Source organism: Scandinavium goeteborgense, from assembly GCF_003935895.2.
Lineage (GTDB): Bacteria > Pseudomonadota > Gammaproteobacteria > Enterobacterales > Enterobacteriaceae > Scandinavium > Scandinavium goeteborgense.
Genome location: NZ_CP054058.1, coordinates 4241988 through 4258350, shown reverse-complemented (window position 1 = coordinate 4258350; position 16363 = coordinate 4241988). Strand labels below are relative to the sequence as shown.

Genomic DNA, 16363 nt, shown 5'->3' with positions numbered 1-16363 from the left:
GGTCTCAGGAGATAGAACGATGATTACTCTGCGCAAACTTCCAGTGGCAATCGCGGTGACAGCAGGCATTTTGTCTGCACACGCGGGCGCCGTAGATTTTAAAGGTTATGCCCGTTCGGGTATCGGCTGGACCGGTAGCGGCGGCGCACAGCAGTGTTTCCAGGCAACTGGTGCACAAAGTAAATATCGTCTCGGTAACGAATGTGAAACGTACGCCGAGCTGAAATTTGGCCAGGAAGTGTGGAAAGAAGGCGATAAGAGCTTCTACTTCGACACTAACGTGGCTTACTCCGTAGCACAGCAGAACGACTGGGAAGCCACTGACCCGGCGTTCCGTGAAGCTAACGTGCAGGGTAAAAACCTGATCGACGCACTGCCAGGTGCCACCATCTGGGCCGGTAAGCGCTTCTATCAGCGTCATGACGTTCACATGATCGACTTCTACTACTGGGATATCTCCGGTCCGGGCGCGGGTCTGGAAAACGTGGACGTTGGCATCGGTAAACTCTCCTTCGCAGCCACCCGTTCAACGGAAGCTGGCGGTTCTTCTGCGTTCTCCAGCAACAACCTGCGTGACTACACCTCTTCAACCGCAAACGACGTGTTTGACGTACGTTTGGGCCAGATGGAAATCAACCCAGGCGGTACCCTGGAGTTTGGTGTGGACTACGGTCACACCAACGTGAATGACGATTACTACCTGCAGCCAAATGCCTCTAAAGATGGCTGGATGTTCACCGCTGAACACACCCAGAGCATGCTGAAAGGCTTTAACAAGTTCGTGCTGCAGTACGCGACTGACTCCATGACCTCACAAGGTAAAGGCCAGTCTCAGGGCGGCGGTGTTGGTATCGGTAACAGTGAAGACGGGGCTCTGTACGCTTATGGCATCAACAACGACGGCCACCTGCTGCGCGTTATTGACCACGGCGCAATCTCCCTGGGCGACAGCTGGGACCTGATGTACGTCGGTATGTACCAGGACATCGACTGGGATAACGGCAACGGGACCAAATGGTACACCGTCGGCGTGCGTCCAATGTACAAATGGACGCCTATCATGAGTACCTTGCTGGAAGTGGGCTACGACAACGTCAAATCCCAGAATACCGGCGACACCAACAACCAGTACAAAATTACCCTCGCGCAACAATGGCAGGCTGGCGACAGCATCTGGTCCCGTCCGGCTATCCGCGTGTTCGCAACCTACGCCAAGTGGGATGAGAAATGGGGCTACGATACTTCCGGTAACCCGAACACCAACAGCGCCAACTACAACTCCAACTTCGGCATGCAGACCGGTGGCCTTGGCCGCGGCGACAACGACGAGTGGAGCTTCGGTGCCCAGATGGAAATCTGGTGGTAATTCGCAGTTAAGTTAACCCACTGTTATGCCACACAAAGAGGGGCGAAAGCCCCTCTGATTTAGACTCAGCGCGCTATTGCCTGGCTACCGCTGAGCCCTGTTTTTGAGGTCATTAAAATGAAAATGAAAAAAAGTCTCATCGCGCTGTGCCTCTCAGCTGGCCTGATGGCAAGCGTACCGGCAGTCAGTTTCGCTGACGTGAATTTCGTGCCGCAGAATACCGCTGCTGCCCCGGCTATCCCGGCTTCTGCCTTACAGCAGTTGGTCTGGACGCCTGTTGATCAATCCAAAACCCAAAGTACCGATCTTGCCGGAGGCGGTCAGCCGCTGAATGTGCCTGGCATTACCGGCCCGGTGGCTGCATACAGCGTCCCGGCGAACATTGGTGAACTGAATATCACGCTCACCAGCGAAGTGAACAAACAAACCCGCGTTTATGCGCCGAACGTGCTGATCCTCGATCAGAACATGACGCCATCCGCGTTCTTCCCAAGCAGCTACTTTACCTACCAGGAACCGGGCGTGATGAGCGCCGACCGCCTGGAAGGTGTCATGCGCCTGACGCCTGCGTTAGGTCAGCAGAAAATTTATGTGCTGGTGTTCACCACGCCGCAAGATTTGCAGCAGACCACCACCCTGATTGACCCGGCGAAAGCTTACGCCAAAGGGACGGGCAACGCGGTGCCGGATATTCCGGACCCGATTGCGCGTCACGTCTCTGAAGGCACTCTCAAGCTGAAAGTGAAAACGTCGTCCGCTTCAAGCGTGCTGGTCGGCCCATTGTTTGGCTCGTCCGGCCCAGGCCCTGTCACCGTGGGTAACACGGCGGCACCGGTATACGCAGCCCCTGCTGCGGCACCGGCAACGGCGGCGGTTGTTGCGGCGCCGGTTGCGGCTTCAGCGGCCTCTACGGCACCTGCTGCGAAAAGCGAGCCGGTTCTGAATGACACCGAAAGCTATTTCAATAGCGCGATTAAACAGGCAGTTAACGAGGGCAACATCGACAAAGCCCTGAAACTGTTAAACGAAGCCGAGCGCCTCGGTTCGACTTCTGCCCGTTCCACCTTTATCAGTAGTGTAAAAGGCAAGGGGTGACCGTCTCCCCACATTGCTGATGTTTGGCCCAGGCCATTCGGTGCGTCCTTTTGGGCGCACCGTTTTTTCTGGCGCAACAGCGGTCGTTGCATGGCTGTTGCGCGGTCGATCGGATATTGACGTTTCTTCCTCCCGCGAACCCTTTTCTACGATACAATGCCGATAAGTTATGTATCGGAGAACCTGGTATGTCACACCCTGCGCTGGCGCAACTGTGTGCGCTACGCTATTACACCACCCTTCCGGAACTCGATGCGGCACAGCTGGACTGGTTGCTGCTGGAAGATTCCATGACCAAACGCTTCGAACAGCAGGGCAAGCGCGTCACTGTGACGCTTATCCGCGAAGGTTTTGTCGGTCAGGATGAGATTGTTGCTGAGCAGGCATTGCTGCCTGTTGAAGCGCGCTACTGGCTGCGTGAAATTTTGCTGTGTGCCGACGGTGAACCCTGGCTTGCAGGGCGCACGGTGGTACCTGAATCTACCCTTAGCGGGCCCGAGTTACAGCTGCAACAGCTGGGCAATACGCCGCTGGGGCGCTATCTGTTTACGTCATCCACTTTAACCCGTGATTTTATTGAAATTGGTCAAGATGCAGAGCTGTGGGGGCGTCGTTCCCGTCTCCGGCTGAGCGGAAAGCCGCTGCTGTTAACCGAGCTGTTTCTGCCTGCATCACCGCTGTACTGAGAGGAAGTGAATTATGGAGAGGAGTCTGACGCAGAATAAGCTGCAGGCTTATAGCCGTCTGATGAGAATTGATAAGCCAATCGGCTCGCTGCTGCTGCTTTGGCCGACGTTATGGGCGCTGTGGGTAGCGATGCCGGGCGTGCCGCCGCTGTGGATCCTCGCGGTGTTTGTGGCGGGTGTCTGGCTGATGCGCGCCGCCGGTTGCGTGGTCAATGATTACGCAGACCGCAAAATCGATGGGCATGTTAAACGTACCGCGCATCGCCCGTTACCCAGCGGTGACGTGAGCGAAAAAGGGGCGCGCACCCTGTTTGTCGTGCTGGTGGTGCTGTCGTTCCTGCTGGTCCTGACGCTCAATAAGATGACCATTCTGCTGTCGGTGGCAGGGCTGGCGCTGGCGTGGGTGTATCCGTTTATGAAGCGCTACACCCATCTGCCGCAGGTGGTGTTGGGCGCGGCGTTTGGCTGGTCGATTCCAATGGCGTATGCCGCCGTGAGCGAATCGCTGCCGCTGAGCTGCTGGCTGATGTTCCTCGCCAACATTTGCTGGGCCGTGGCGTACGACACCCAGTACGCGATGGTCGACAGAGACGACGACCTGAAGATTGGTGTGAAATCGACGGCTATTCTGTTCGGTAAACAGGACAAATTGATCATCGGCATTTTGCAGGTGGCCGTGCTGGCCCTGATGGCTGCCGTGGGCTGGATGAGCGGTTTAAACTGGGAGTTCTACTGGTCGTTGTTTGTCGCCGGTGGGCTGTTTGTTTACCAGCAAAAACTGATTAAAGATCGTGACCGTGATGCCTGCTTCAAGGCATTTTTAAACAATAACTACGTGGGACTGGTGCTGTTTATCGGTCTGGCGATGAGTTATATGGTTTAGCCCTGTAGGCCCGTGCAAGCGAAGCGCCGCCGGGCATGATCACCCGGTAACAAAAACAAAAAAGCCGGAGCAACTCATATTGCTCCGGCTTTTTTTATGCGCTGACATCAAGCGTCCTGACTGGCGCTCTCGATAGTCAGGCGAACATCCGGTGCCAGCAGTGCGGCCAACAGCTGATAGATTTTCAGCGTCTCAGCCGGTTCTGCATCGCCACTGTCGCTGATGTAGCCTTCGTCACGCAGGGTCAGCACCAAAGTACTGAACACCGCTTTGTCGAAGAACTCCGGGGCGTTAATGCCGTGCAGCACCGACAGACGCTGAGCCACGGTACGGCTCTCTTTTTCAAGCGTACTGCGGTTGATAGACGGATTAGCGCTCAGCAGCCAGAAGGTTATCGCATAACGTTGCAGCGTTTCACGCGCCCCGGCGGCCAACAGCTGCAGAGTGCGGGAGTGGGACGGATTAATACGAACGTCGTCGTTATCAACCGTCACCAGACCCTGACGCTGCATTTCTGCCAGCAGCTCGTCGATAACGCCCGCCAGCTCTTCTTTTTCCCAACGCAGGAACAGCTCGGCTTTCAGCATCGGGTACAACAACTCCACATGACGGACCATCTCAATGCGGGAGATAGTCCGGTGCTGCGTCACGATAGCCGCCAGCAGGGACGGAATCATCAGCATGTGGGTGATGTTGTTGCGATAGTACGTCATCAGCACTGCCTGCTCGCGCGGCAGAATGATGATATCGCCGATGGTGTCTTTCTCGACTTCGAACTTGTTCATCTGCAACGCGTGGTCAATCAGCGCGCTGGCAGTGACCGACGGCACCGTAGCATCTGCTGCGTACGGCACATTGCGCATCAGCTGCAGATAGCAATCCAGCTGTTCGGTCAGCTGCTCGCGAGTCAGAGAACGTTGGCGCGACGCCAGCAGCGCAGTCACACACAGGTTCATGGCGTTAGCCGCGCCCGCGTTGTTAATACGCACCATCAGATCATCGGCGATGTTATTCACTGTTGGCGTCAGCCATGCCGGGCGAATGGATTCAATCGGATCGATTGATTCACGCCATTCCGGCACGTGCTGGTTCAGGTAGGTCATCAGCGGCAACGGTTCACCAAAGTTGACGTAACCCTGGCCGAGATTGCGCAGCTTGCTTAACCCACGCAGCATCTGCGGCAGGCTCTCTTTCTCTTTAGTCGCACCACGCAGTTCTTTTGCGTAAGTCCCCACTTCCATCACGTGCTCATAGCCGATGTAGATTGGTACGAGGGTGATAGGTCGGGTGCCGCCGCGCAGCATTGCCTGAATAGTCATCGACAGGGTGCCGGTTTTCGGGTCCAGCAGACGACCGGTACGGGAACGACCGCCTTCCACGAAGTATTCTACGGAGTAACCACGGCTGAACAGCTCGCCGAGGTATTCACGGAACACAGTGGAATAGAGCTTGTTGCCCTTGAAGGTACGACGGATAAAGAACGCGCCCAGACGACGGAAAATCGGGCCGGCTGGCCAGAAGTTCAGGTTGATGCCCGCGGCGATATGCGGCGGCACCAGCCCCTGGTGATAGAGCACGTAAGACAGCAGCATGTAGTCCATGTGGCTGCGGTGGCAGGGCACATACACAATTTCATGGCCATCGTGAGCCAGTTGGCGCACGCGCTCGGCGTTATTCACGTTGATCCCCTGGTACAAACGGTTCCAGGTGAAGCCCAGCACGCGGTCGGTGAGGCGAATCATTTCGTAAGAGAAGTTGGCGGCAATCTCTTCCATCAGGGCGACGGCGTTTTGCTGCGCTTTCTCATGGGAAATTTTCTTGCTGCGCGCTTCGTCTTCTACCGCGCGGGCAATCGCTTTGGACGCCAGCAGCTTGTTAAACAAGTCCTGACGTGCAGGTAGGCGTGGGCCTACGGCCGCCAGACGCTGACGGGCAAAGTGCGTTCGTGCCACACGGGCCAGCTTCTGTGCGATAATTTTGTCGGTGCCGTGCTCGGTGGCCATGCGGCGCAGCGAAACGGACGGCGAGAAACGCACGAAGCTATCGCGACCAAGCCAGGTCACGGCAAAGAACTTCTGGAAGCCATTCATCATGCGCAGCGGCGGGTTGACTTCGCCTTTTTCGCGGCCCGGAGAGCGCCCAAACATCACGGACACCGGCACCATCTGCACATCAAGTTCTGGATTGCTGCGATGCAAATCCAGATAATTGTGGAACAGCTTGATAGACTCTTCTTTCGGCGTGTAATACGTAAACGCACGCGGGCCGCCGTGAATGAACACATAACGCGGCAGCTCGGTGCCGTCGATCACGAGCGGCTCCAGCGGGTCTGGAAGACCATGCGCCAGACATTGGGCGCGTAAAGTCAGCAGATCTGCCTTCGAGTTATACGGCAGAACGTACATAATAGGGCGTGAGGTATCGAGTCCCAGTTCCTCAGCAGGATTTGCCGGGATAGACTTGCTTTTTACCAGCACGCTTAATGGTAAATTCAGTAATTTGTAGTAAATTCGTGGCCAGCCAGACATAAACGATGTAAAGCCTCTGGTTAATCATGCAAATGCGCCGCAAGGATAACAGAAAGTGCACAGAATATCTGTTCTACCGCGTCCGGCGCGCAGTGACATTGACGCTAAATAATGTAAAAGGTTCTTTTGATGGCTAATGATACCACCGGGTTAACCCGAATCTTCAAAGCAGCAGGCTACTCCTGGAAAGGTTTTCGCGCCGCATGGCAAAACGAAGCCGCTTTTCGCCAGGAAGGTGTTGCCGCCGTTATCGCCATCATTCTCGCCTGTTGGTTAGATGTGGATGCCATTACCCGAGTGTTACTGATTGGTTCAGTGCTTCTGGTGATGATAGTGGAAATTATCAACAGTGCGATTGAAGCGGTGGTTGACCGCATCGGGACGGAACGCCACGAACTGTCGGGCCGTGCAAAAGATATGGGGTCCGCCGCCGTGTTTCTGGCGATTGCTATCGCCACACTCACTTGGGTCACGCTGTTGTGGTCGCATTATCGATAACGTCCGCATAATTACGCAAACGTCTGGTTTTTTGTGCGTTTTGCGGTTCCAAATTCGCCATTAGCTGTATATACTCACAGCATAACTGTATATACACCCAGGGGGCGGAATGAAAGCGTTAACGACCAGGCAGCAAGAGGTGTTCGATCTTATCCGGGATCACATCAGCCAGACGGGCATGCCGCCAACGCGTGCGGAAATCGCGCAGCGCTTGGGGTTCCGTTCCCCGAACGCGGCTGAAGAGCACTTGAAAGCGCTGGCACGTAAAGGCGTTCTCGAGATTGTTTCCGGTGCCTCTCGCGGCATTCGTCTTCTGGTAGAAGAAGAGACCGGTATCCCGCTGATCGGGCGAGTGGCGGCGGGTGAACCCCTGCTTGCACAGCAGCATATCGAAGGCCATTACCAGGTCGATCCGGCGATGTTCAAGCCGAGTGCCGATTTCCTGCTGCGCGTCAGCGGAATGTCGATGCGTGATATCGGTATTCTCGACGGCGATTTGCTCGCGGTTCACAAAACGCAGGATGTGCATAACGGTCAGGTTGTTGTCGCCCGTATCGACGATGAAGTGACGGTTAAGCGCCTGAAAAAACAGGGCAGCACCGTTGAGTTACTGCCTGAAAACAGCGAGTTCTCTCCGATTGTGGTCGATCTGCGTCAGCAGAACTTCTCCATCGAAGGGCTGGCGGTTGGCGTTATTCGCAACGGCGAGTGGCTGTAACCGTCTCGTCAGGCCGGAATTAAGTATTTTCAGTGGCGCCGTTCTGGCGCCATTTTGTTATCTTTTTTACCCCATTCACATTCACAGGTTTTCTCATGTCGCTCTTCACCACTGCAGACAAGGCATTGTGGCGTCTCGCGCTGCCGATGATTTTCTCCAATATCACAGTGCCGCTGTTGGGGCTGGTGGATACGGCGGTCATCGGTCATCTCGACAGTCCTGTTTATCTTGGCGGCGTGGCGATCGGCTCCATGGCGACCAGTTTCCTGTTCATGTTGCTGTTATTCCTGCGCATGAGCACCACCGGCCTCACCGCACAAGCCTATGGCGCTAAAGACCCTGTGCGTCTGGCTCGCGCGCTGGTACAGCCTCTGCTACTGGCGCTGGGGGCGGGCCTGGTAATAGTGGTGCTCCGTACCCCGCTGATTGACCTGGCGCTGCACATTGTCGGCGGCAGCGATGCTGTGCTGGAACAGGCGCGGCGTTTCCTTGAAATCCGTTGGTTAAGCGCACCTGCGTCCCTGGCAAACCTGGTACTGCTTGGCTGGCTGCTCGGCGTGCAGTACGCGCGTGCTCCGGTGATTTTGCTGGTGGTCGGCAACGTCTTAAATATCGTGCTCGATTTATGGCTGGTGATGGGCCTGCACATGAACGTGCAGGGCGCGGCGCTGGCGACGGCATGTTCCGAATATGCGACCTTTTTCATCGGCTTGCTGATGGTGCGGCGCGTTCTGCACCTGCGCGGTATATCGCTGGATATGCTCAAAGACGCCTGGCGAGGCAACATCCGCCGCCTGCTGGCGTTGAACCGCGACATCATGTTGCGCTCGCTGCTCCTGCAACTCTGTTTTGGTGCGCTCACGGTATTTGGCGCGCGTCTGGGCAGCGATATCGTCGCGGTGAACGCAGTGTTGATGACGATGCTCACCTTCACCGCCTACGCGCTGGATGGCTTCGCCTATGCGGTGGAAGCGCATTCCGGGCAGGCTTACGGCGCGCGGGATGACAGCCAGTTGCTGGACGTCTGGAAAGCGGCCTGCCGCCAGTCCGGTATTGTTGCCCTGGCCTTTGCGCTGATTTATTCGGTGGCGGGGGAGCACATCGTCGCGATGCTGACCTCGATAACCCAATTGCGCGAGCTGGCCGACCACTACGTCATCTGGCAGGTGGTGTTACCGGTGATCGGCGTGTGGTGTTATCTGCTCGACGGGATGTTTATCGGTGCAACGCGTGGGGCGGAAATGCGGAACAGCATGGCGGTGGCCGCTGCCGGTTTTGCCCTCACGCTGCTGACGGTGCCGGTGTTGGGCAACCACGGATTGTGGCTGGCACTGGCGGTGTTCCTGGCGCTGCGCGGCCTGTCTCTGGCGTGGATTTGGCGGCGTCACTGGCAGCAGGGAACGTGGTTTTCGTAATGGCTTAATTTTCACCCGATGGTTAAAGATTCTGAATAATCCCCGGATGGCGAAATGCTTACCTATACTCTTTATCACGTCCAGCAGAAAACGGTGTTAACGGACGACGTATCTTCACTCTGCACCACCGAACTGATGAGGAATAGATCATGAATAAAGACGAAGTCGGCGGCAACTGGAAACAGCTGAAAGGTAAAGTGAAAGAGAAATGGGGTAAGCTCACCGATGATGACTTCACGGTTATCGAAGGTAAGCGTGACCAGCTGGTTGGGAAAATCCAGGAGCGTTACGGATACGCGAAAGATCAGGCCGAGGACGAGGTCAAAGACTGGGAAACCCGCAACGATTACCGCTGGTAAACAAATGCACTACCCGTGCGTACAAGGAAGTACAACCCTCAGGGCGGCTTAAGGCCGCCCTCTCTTTTTTCTGGGCTTACTTCTGACCAGGCTTACGTTTGATTTGAATCGTATGATCATGACCGCAGCAGTCCTGCGTGCGGCAAGCTTCCACTTCGACACACCCTGAGCACAGCCCATGTGCCTCAATCACATTATGACGCAGCGCAAACCCCATGCGGGCCGCCAGCGTATGCATAATGTCTTCCACCCCGTCAGCCGCTTCTTCCTTCACCACGCCACAGCGATCGCAGATAAACATCGCCGACGTATGCGACGGTTTATCAAACAGATGGCACAGCACGTAGCTATTGGTCGATTCCACCTTATGTACAAACCCCTGCTCGAGTAAAAACTCCAGCGCGCGGTATACGGTAGGCGGTTTCGCCTGCGGCTCGCTGACTTTCAGCAGGTCCAGCAGATCGTACGCACTGATTGCGCCCTGTTGCAGCGTCATCAGGCGTAATACTTCGAGGCGTTGCGGTGTCAGACGAACGCCACGTTGTGTGCAAAGCTTTTCGGCCTGCACGAGCATGTCTTGTGGAGTGATCGGGTCCATAGGCGCCTCGAAATCGGGTGTAAAGTAAACGTCTACTTTATCATGTTATGGCCGAAACGCCGATAACCTGCCGGGTATGCTATACCTGACGCATCACTACCCGAGGGAACATCATGAAAAGACCAGACTGTATTCGACACTGGCGCGAGCTGGAAGAGCCTGATAACGCCGGTTATCCCGATAGCAAAGAGCTGATTTCCGTTGGCGCGCCGCTGGCTCGCAAACTGGGCCTGATGCGTCTTGGCATTCATCACGAACGCTTGCCGCCTGGCCGACGCACCTCTTATCCCCACGCTGAAAGCGACGAAGAAGAGTTTATCTACGTGATTGAAGGCCGCCCTCAGGCGTGGATCAACGGCTACCTGTGGCAGCTGGAACCCGGCGACAGCGTAGGCTTTCCGTCAGGAACAGGGGTCTGCCACACCTTCATCAATAATACTGAGGAAGAGGTGGAGCTACTGGTCGTCGGTGAAGCGAATAAAAAGCAAAACAGGATATATTATCCGTTGAATCCGGAATACGCCGCGACCCGCCAGGACCGATGGGTGGACCATCCGCCACAATTTTTTGGCCCGCATGACGGGAAACCTTCACGAAAATAACAATCTCTTCTATAAATATTGAGGGGCGTCACATATTACAACGTTAACACAGCGCCCCTTAACTCAAATCACCCTAATTGGCTGCTTTTTATATCGTTATTCACAGCAATAGATCGACCCTTTTCAGCGGATAACTGAAAGGGGATTAACGTTCATCTGCAAATAACGAGTATACCGTGAAAAAAAATATCAAATATTCTGTGGTGTCTGCGGCTGTCTCCCTGTTTATGGCAAATCAGGCGGGAGCGGCCAATACGTGGTCAGAGGCAAGAAATGATGCGATGGGGGGAACCGGCGTGGCGTCGGCCAACTATGGGAGTGCGGTGCTGATCAACCCCGCGCTGCTGGCGAAGTCACAACCGGATGATGATGTCTCTGTCGTTATTCCATCTGTCGGAGGGCAGATTACCGACAAAGACAATCTTCGTGATCAAATTGATGATATCAGCGATGAGATCGACCACTACAAAAATGTCCTGGATAACCTGACGCCGGAAGGGATCCTGCTGGATCCGGGCGGCACATTAAATCAGTTCCAGAGTGCGGCGGGAGATCTGGCCGGGCAGCTGAACGATCTGCGTGGCAAAACGGCGCGAGCCAATGCTGGCGCGGGGATCGCCGTGAGCGTGCCGACCTCGGCGGTCTCGCTGGCATTCGTGACCAAAGCCTACGCCCATGCTCGGGTCAGTTCGAACATCGATCAGAGCGATATCGACTACCTGCGCAACATTCAAAACTCTGACGCGTTTGCTGCCACCGAGGCAGCGAATGCGGTGCTGAACGGTAGCGATCAGATAACCAATAACCTGAACTCCACCGCGTCGGGGAAAGCAGCGATTGTGTCCGACTACGGCATCGCCATTGCGCGTAAGTTTGATATCGGCGGCGTGCCGGTGTCGTTTGGCGTAACGCCGAAGCTGCAACAAACCTGGGTTTATAACTACACCACCTCTATCGACAATTATCACAGCGACGACTGGAAGGACAGCAAGTACCGCAACGACGACACCGGCTTTAACGTCGATGCCGGTATTGCGGCGGACTTTGGTGAAAACTGGACCGTCGGCCTGAGCGGGCAGAACCTGATGTCACGCGATATCGACACCAAAGACGTGCGCATCAAAAACAACGCCACCGGCGTAACCACCAACTACAAAGACACATACCAAATCCGACCGTTGGTGACTGCGGGCGTGGCATGGCATACCGATTTGTTGACGCTGACCGCCGACGGCGACCTGACGGAAACCAAAGGCTTCAAAACCGAAGACGATTCGCAATACGTCGGCGTCGGGGCGGAAGTGACGCCGCTGAGCTGGCTGGCGGTGCGAGCGGGTTACCGGGCGGACGTCAAAGGCAACGACAGCAATGTCTTCACCGCCGGTGTGGGCTTCGCCCCGCTGAACACGGTGCATGTCGACCTGATGGGTCTGTACGGCGAGGATCAAACCTGGGGTGCGGGGGTGCAGTTGGGTCTGACATTCTGACAATCGCGGAGGCCATGCGCCTCCGCTTTTTCTTTGTGCTATAGTAGCGCCCCATTTTCCACCGGATGCTCAATACTTCGCCATGCTGCCAGAAACACAATCCTCCGCTTATCCTGCGCACCGTTTCTCCATCGCACCGATGCTCGACTGGACGGACAGGCATTGTCGTTACTTCCTGCGCCTGTTGTCCCGCCACACGCTGCTGTACACCGAAATGGTGACCACCGGGGCGATTATTCATGGCAAAGGCGATTACCTGGCGTACAGCGAAGAAGAACATCCGCTGGCCCTGCAGCTGGGCGGCAGCGACCCGGCTGCACTGGCGCATTGTGCCAAGCTTGCGGAAGAACGCGGCTACGACGAAATTAACCTCAACGTCGGCTGTCCGTCCGACCGCGTACAAAACGGCATGTTTGGCGCCTGCCTGATGGGCAACGCCCAGCTGGTTGCCGACAGCGTTAAAGCGATGCGTGATGTGGTATCGATTCCGGTGACGGTCAAAACTCGCATCGGCATTGATGACCAGGACAGCTACGAATTTCTCTGCGACTTTATCAACACCGTGTCCGGTAACGGCGAGTGCGAGATGTTTATTATCCACGCGCGTAAAGCCTGGCTTTCTGGCCTCAGCCCGAAAGAAAACCGTGAAATTCCGCCGCTGGATTACCCGCGTGTGTATCAGCTCAAGCGTGACTTCCCGCACCTGACGATGTCGATTAACGGCGGCATTAAATCGCTGGCTGAATCCAACGAACATTTGCAGCATATGGACGGCGTGATGGTGGGCCGAGAGGCGTATCAGAATCCGGGCATTCTGGCATCGGTCGACCGTGAAATTTTTGGCGTTGAAGGCGTCGATCCAGATCCGGTTGATGTGGTTCGCGCCATGTATCCTTACATCGAACGTGAGCTAAGCAATGGCACCTATCTCGGCCACGTGACGCGTCACATGCTCGGTTTGTTCCAGGGCATTCCAGGTGCACGCCAGTGGCGTCGTTACCTCAGTGAAAACGCCCACAAAGCGGGTGCGAATATCGACGTGCTTGAACAGGCGCTACAACTGGTGGCGAATAAGCGTTAAGAAATACGCTAAAAGTTAGTCTGATTGACCACGCCTCGCAGGCTTCTGCGGGGCGTTTTTGTTTAAAATCAGGTAAATACGTTTTGGCATGATTTTTGTAATGGTAAAGGCAGTGGGTTATTATTTTTAAGGGGAAACGCCATGCTGGAACTGTTATTTTTCATCGGATTCTTTGTCATGCTGCTGGTTACCGGAGTTTCCGTACTGGGCATTCTGGCAGCGATAGTGGTTGCGACCGCGCTGATGTTCGTCGGTGGCCTGTTTGCCCTGATGATCAAACTGCTGCCGTGGCTGCTGCTTGCCGTCGCCGTGGTGTGGATTATCCGGGCGGTCAAAACGCCGAAAGTCCCGGCCTATCGACGTGACGATCGCTGGCGCTATTAAGGGTTTGCGGTGTGCGTCACAACCTGAGAATGGCAGCGTAGGCATTGCGTCATAAATCTGTCATTCTTAGCGCGATAATGAATTCATCGCGCTGTACCCTACATACAGCGAACGATAAAAAAAGGGCTTCCGAAAGGAAGCCCTACTAATTTCTGCTCTACCTGAATTACGGCAGCAGCAAACTCGAGCCTTGTGTTGCCCGGCTTTCCAGCGTTTCATGCGCTTTCTGCGCATCGTGCAACGCGAATTTCTGGCTATCGGCCACGTCCACTTTAATCACGCCGCTGGCGATCAGCGAAAACAGCTCATTGCTGGCTTCTTCCAGTTCTTCGCGGGTGGTGATGTAACCCTGAAGGGAAGGGCGGGTGGCAAACAGAGAGCCTTTCTGATTCAGAATACCGAGATTCACGCCGGTGACCGCGCCGGAGGAATTACCAAAGCTGACCATCAGGCCGCGACGCTGCAGGCAATCCAGCGACGCTTCCCAGGTGTCTTTCCCCACCGAGTCATACACCACGCGCAGCTTTTTGCCGTTCGTCATCTCTTTCACGCGTTCCACCAGGTTTTCTTCCCGGTAGTTAATTACCTGCCAGGCCCCGGCCTGTAACGCGCGCTGCGCTTTTTGCGCCGAGCCCACGGTACCAATCAGCTGAGCCCCCAATGCTTTTGCCCACTGGCAGGCAATCAGCCCCACGCCACCGGCAGCGGCGTGGAACAGGAACGGTTCGTTCGGCTTAATTTCGTAGGTTTTGCGCAGGAGGTAAAACACCGTCAGCCCTTTGAGGAATGAGGCGGCGGCTTGTTCATAGGAAATTGCGGCGGGCAGAATCGCGGCTTTATCGGCAGGCACGTTATGGACTGAGCTGTAAGCCCCAAGCGATGACTGCGCGTAGACCACGCGGTCGCCCGCTTTAATGTGCTTCACGCCGCTGCCGACTTTGCTGACCACGCCTGCGGCTTCCGTTCCCAGACCACTCGGCAAAGAGGGCGGCGGATACAGCCCGCTGCGGATGTAAGTATCGATATAGTTAATGCCGATGGCCTTGTTCTCCACCTGGATCTCGTTCTCTTTCGGATCCGTTGGGGTAAATTCCGCGGCGTTGAGTACGTCAGGCCCACCGTGCTGATGAAATTCTATTCGCGTTGCCATGCTTCCTCCGTACATATCGTTTAGTAGGGGCATCAGATATGATAATCTTACGACCCACTCTTCAACCCGGTAACTCCATTCACTATGGCAGGAAATAAACCCTTCAACAAACAACAGACTGAGCCACGTGACCGCGATCCAATGGTCTCCGGGCTGAAAGTACCCCCGCACTCGATTGAAGCGGAACAGTCGGTGTTGGGCGGTTTAATGCTGGATAACCAGCGCTGGGATGACGTCGCCGAACGCGTCGTAGCAGAAGATTTTTATACCCGTCCGCATCGCCATATTTTTACCGAAATGGCGCGTTTGCAGGAAAAAGGCAGCCCGATTGACCTGATTACGCTCGCGGAATCGCTTGAGCGGGAAGGGCAACTGGATACCTGCGGCGGGTTCGCTTATCTGGCGGAATTGTCGAAAAACACCCCAAGTGCGGCGAACATCAGCGCTTACGCGGACATCGTGCGCGAACGTGCGGTTGTGCGTGACATGATCTCGGTGGCGAATGAAATCGCCGAAGCCGGTTTTGATCCCCAGGGCCGCACCAGTGAAGACCTGCTGGATTTGGCCGAAAGCCGGGTATTCAAAATCGCCGAAAGCCGCGCCAATAAAGACGAAGGCCCGAAAAATATCGCCGAGGTGCTCGACGCCACCGTGGCGCGTATCGAGCAGCTTTTCCAGCAGCCGCACGACGGCGTAACGGGCGTGAACACCGGTTATGACGATCTGAATAAAAAGACCGCCGGTTTGCAGCCGTCGGATTTGATTATCGTCGCGGCACGTCCGTCGATGGGTAAAACGACGTTTGCGATGAACCTCGTCGAAAACGCGGCGATGTTGCAGGATAAGCCGGTGCTTATCTTCAGTCTCGAAATGCCCTCCGAACAAATTATGATGCGTTGCCTGGCGTCGCTCTCGCGTGTCGACCAGACCCGTATTCGTACTGGTCAGCTGGATGATGAAGACTGGGCGCGCATTTCAGGCACCATGGGCATTTTGCTCGAAAAACGTAATATCTACATTGATGATTCCTCCGGCCTGACGCCGACGGAAGTGCGCTCCCGCGCGCGTCGTATCGCCCGCGAACATGGCGGCATTGGCCTGATCATGATCGACTACCTGCAGCTGATGCGCGTCCCGTCGTTGTCGGACAACCGTACCCTGGAAATTGCCGAAATTTCTCGCTCGCTCAAGGCATTAGCGAAAGAGCTTCAGGTGCCGGTAGTGGCGCTGTCGCAGCTTAACCGTTCCCTGGAGCAGCGCGCCGATAAGCGCCCGGTCAACTCCGACCTGCGTGAATCCGGCTCCATCGAGCAGGATGCCGACTTAATCATGTTCATCTACCGGGATGAGGTTTATCACGAGAACAGCGACCTGAAAGGCATCGCCGAAATCATTCTGGGTAAACAGCGTAACGGCCCGATCGGCACCGTACGCCTGACGTTCAACGGGCAATGGTCGCGCTTTGATAATTACGCCGGGCCACAATATGATGATGAGTGATATCTAAGGAATT

Annotated in this window: 16 protein-coding genes; 13 read left to right on the top strand and 3 right to left on the bottom strand. The window is 55.6% G+C overall.

Annotated elements, in window-relative coordinates; genetic code table 11:
• Positions 1-19 precede the first annotated feature (19 nt).
• From A8O29_RS21120 to ubiA, 4 genes are all read left to right on the top strand, one after another.
• Positions 20-1366, top strand: a complete 1347-nt coding sequence (locus A8O29_RS21120) for a maltoporin (protein ID WP_125354101.1) — start codon at positions 20-22, stop codon at positions 1364-1366.
• A 117-nt stretch (positions 1367-1483) separates the two neighbouring features.
• The gene (gene malM, locus A8O29_RS21115; RefSeq protein ID WP_125354103.1) at positions 1484-2461 is read left to right on the top strand and encodes a maltose operon protein MalM; all 978 of its coding nucleotides are present in this window, start codon (positions 1484-1486) and stop codon (positions 2459-2461) included.
• Positions 2462-2649: 188 nt separating this feature from the next.
• Positions 2650-3147, top strand: coding sequence for a chorismate lyase (ubiC, locus tag A8O29_RS21110; protein ID WP_125354104.1), 498 nt, complete (start codon positions 2650-2652; stop codon positions 3145-3147).
• A 13-nt stretch (positions 3148-3160) separates the two neighbouring features.
• On the top strand, positions 3161-4030 hold the full coding sequence (gene ubiA, locus A8O29_RS21105) for a 4-hydroxybenzoate octaprenyltransferase (RefSeq protein ID WP_125354106.1): 870 nt from the start codon (positions 3161-3163) through the stop codon (positions 4028-4030).
• A gap of 107 nt (positions 4031-4137) precedes the next feature.
• Here ubiA and plsB read toward each other — a convergent pair whose 3' ends face one another.
• On the bottom strand, positions 4138-6558 hold the full coding sequence (gene plsB / locus A8O29_RS21100) for a glycerol-3-phosphate 1-O-acyltransferase PlsB (protein ID WP_125354108.1): 2421 nt from the start codon (positions 6556-6558) through the stop codon (positions 4138-4140).
• Positions 6559-6687: 129 nt separating this feature from the next.
• Here plsB and A8O29_RS21095 point away from each other — a divergent pair, with 129 nt between their 5' ends.
• From A8O29_RS21095 to A8O29_RS21080, 4 genes are all read left to right on the top strand, one after another.
• Positions 6688-7056, top strand: coding sequence for a diacylglycerol kinase (locus A8O29_RS21095; RefSeq protein WP_110511048.1), 369 nt, complete (start codon positions 6688-6690; stop codon positions 7054-7056).
• 109 nt (positions 7057-7165) lie between these two features.
• Complete coding sequence (lexA, locus tag A8O29_RS21090; RefSeq protein ID WP_125354109.1) at positions 7166-7774, top strand: transcriptional repressor LexA; 609 nt, start codon at positions 7166-7168, stop codon at positions 7772-7774.
• A gap of 95 nt (positions 7775-7869) precedes the next feature.
• Complete coding sequence (gene dinF / locus A8O29_RS21085; RefSeq protein ID WP_125354111.1) at positions 7870-9189, top strand: MATE family efflux transporter DinF; 1320 nt, start codon at positions 7870-7872, stop codon at positions 9187-9189.
• Between the two features lie 149 nt (positions 9190-9338).
• The gene (locus A8O29_RS21080; protein WP_125354113.1) at positions 9339-9548 is read left to right on the top strand and encodes a CsbD family protein; all 210 of its coding nucleotides are present in this window, start codon (positions 9339-9341) and stop codon (positions 9546-9548) included.
• 76 nt (positions 9549-9624) lie between these two features.
• Here the strand turns inward: A8O29_RS21080 and zur are convergent, their stop codons facing one another.
• Positions 9625-10146, bottom strand: coding sequence for a zinc uptake transcriptional repressor Zur (zur, locus tag A8O29_RS21075; RefSeq protein ID WP_125354114.1), 522 nt, complete (start codon positions 10144-10146; stop codon positions 9625-9627).
• A 113-nt stretch (positions 10147-10259) separates the two neighbouring features.
• On the opposite strand from zur, the gene A8O29_RS21070 reads away from it, so the two are divergent.
• The 4 genes from A8O29_RS21070 (at position 10260) to pspG (ending at position 13700) form a co-directional block, all read left to right on the top strand.
• Positions 10260-10748 (top strand): cupin domain-containing protein, encoded by a 489-nt coding sequence (locus A8O29_RS21070; protein ID WP_125354116.1) that lies wholly within the window; start codon positions 10260-10262, stop codon positions 10746-10748.
• A 176-nt stretch (positions 10749-10924) separates the two neighbouring features.
• Complete coding sequence (locus A8O29_RS21065; protein ID WP_125354118.1) at positions 10925-12235, top strand: conjugal transfer protein TraF; 1311 nt, start codon at positions 10925-10927, stop codon at positions 12233-12235.
• 82 nt (positions 12236-12317) lie between these two features.
• Entirely contained in the window at positions 12318-13316 is a 999-nt protein-coding gene (gene dusA / locus A8O29_RS21060) for a tRNA dihydrouridine(20/20a) synthase DusA (protein ID WP_125354120.1), read from the top strand.
• Between the two features lie 141 nt (positions 13317-13457).
• Positions 13458-13700, top strand: coding sequence for an envelope stress response protein PspG (gene pspG, locus A8O29_RS21055; protein ID WP_125354122.1), 243 nt, complete (start codon positions 13458-13460; stop codon positions 13698-13700).
• A 166-nt stretch (positions 13701-13866) separates the two neighbouring features.
• Here pspG and A8O29_RS21050 read toward each other — a convergent pair whose 3' ends face one another.
• The gene (locus A8O29_RS21050; RefSeq protein WP_125354123.1) at positions 13867-14850 is read right to left on the bottom strand and encodes a quinone oxidoreductase; all 984 of its coding nucleotides are present in this window, start codon (positions 14848-14850) and stop codon (positions 13867-13869) included.
• Between the two features lie 84 nt (positions 14851-14934).
• Between A8O29_RS21050 and dnaB the strand changes: the two genes are divergently transcribed.
• Positions 14935-16350 carry a replicative DNA helicase gene (dnaB, locus tag A8O29_RS21045; RefSeq protein WP_125354125.1) on the top strand — a complete coding sequence of 472 codons (1416 nt, stop codon included), beginning with the start codon at positions 14935-14937 and terminating at the stop codon, positions 16348-16350.
• The last annotated feature ends 13 nt before the right edge of the window (positions 16351-16363 follow it).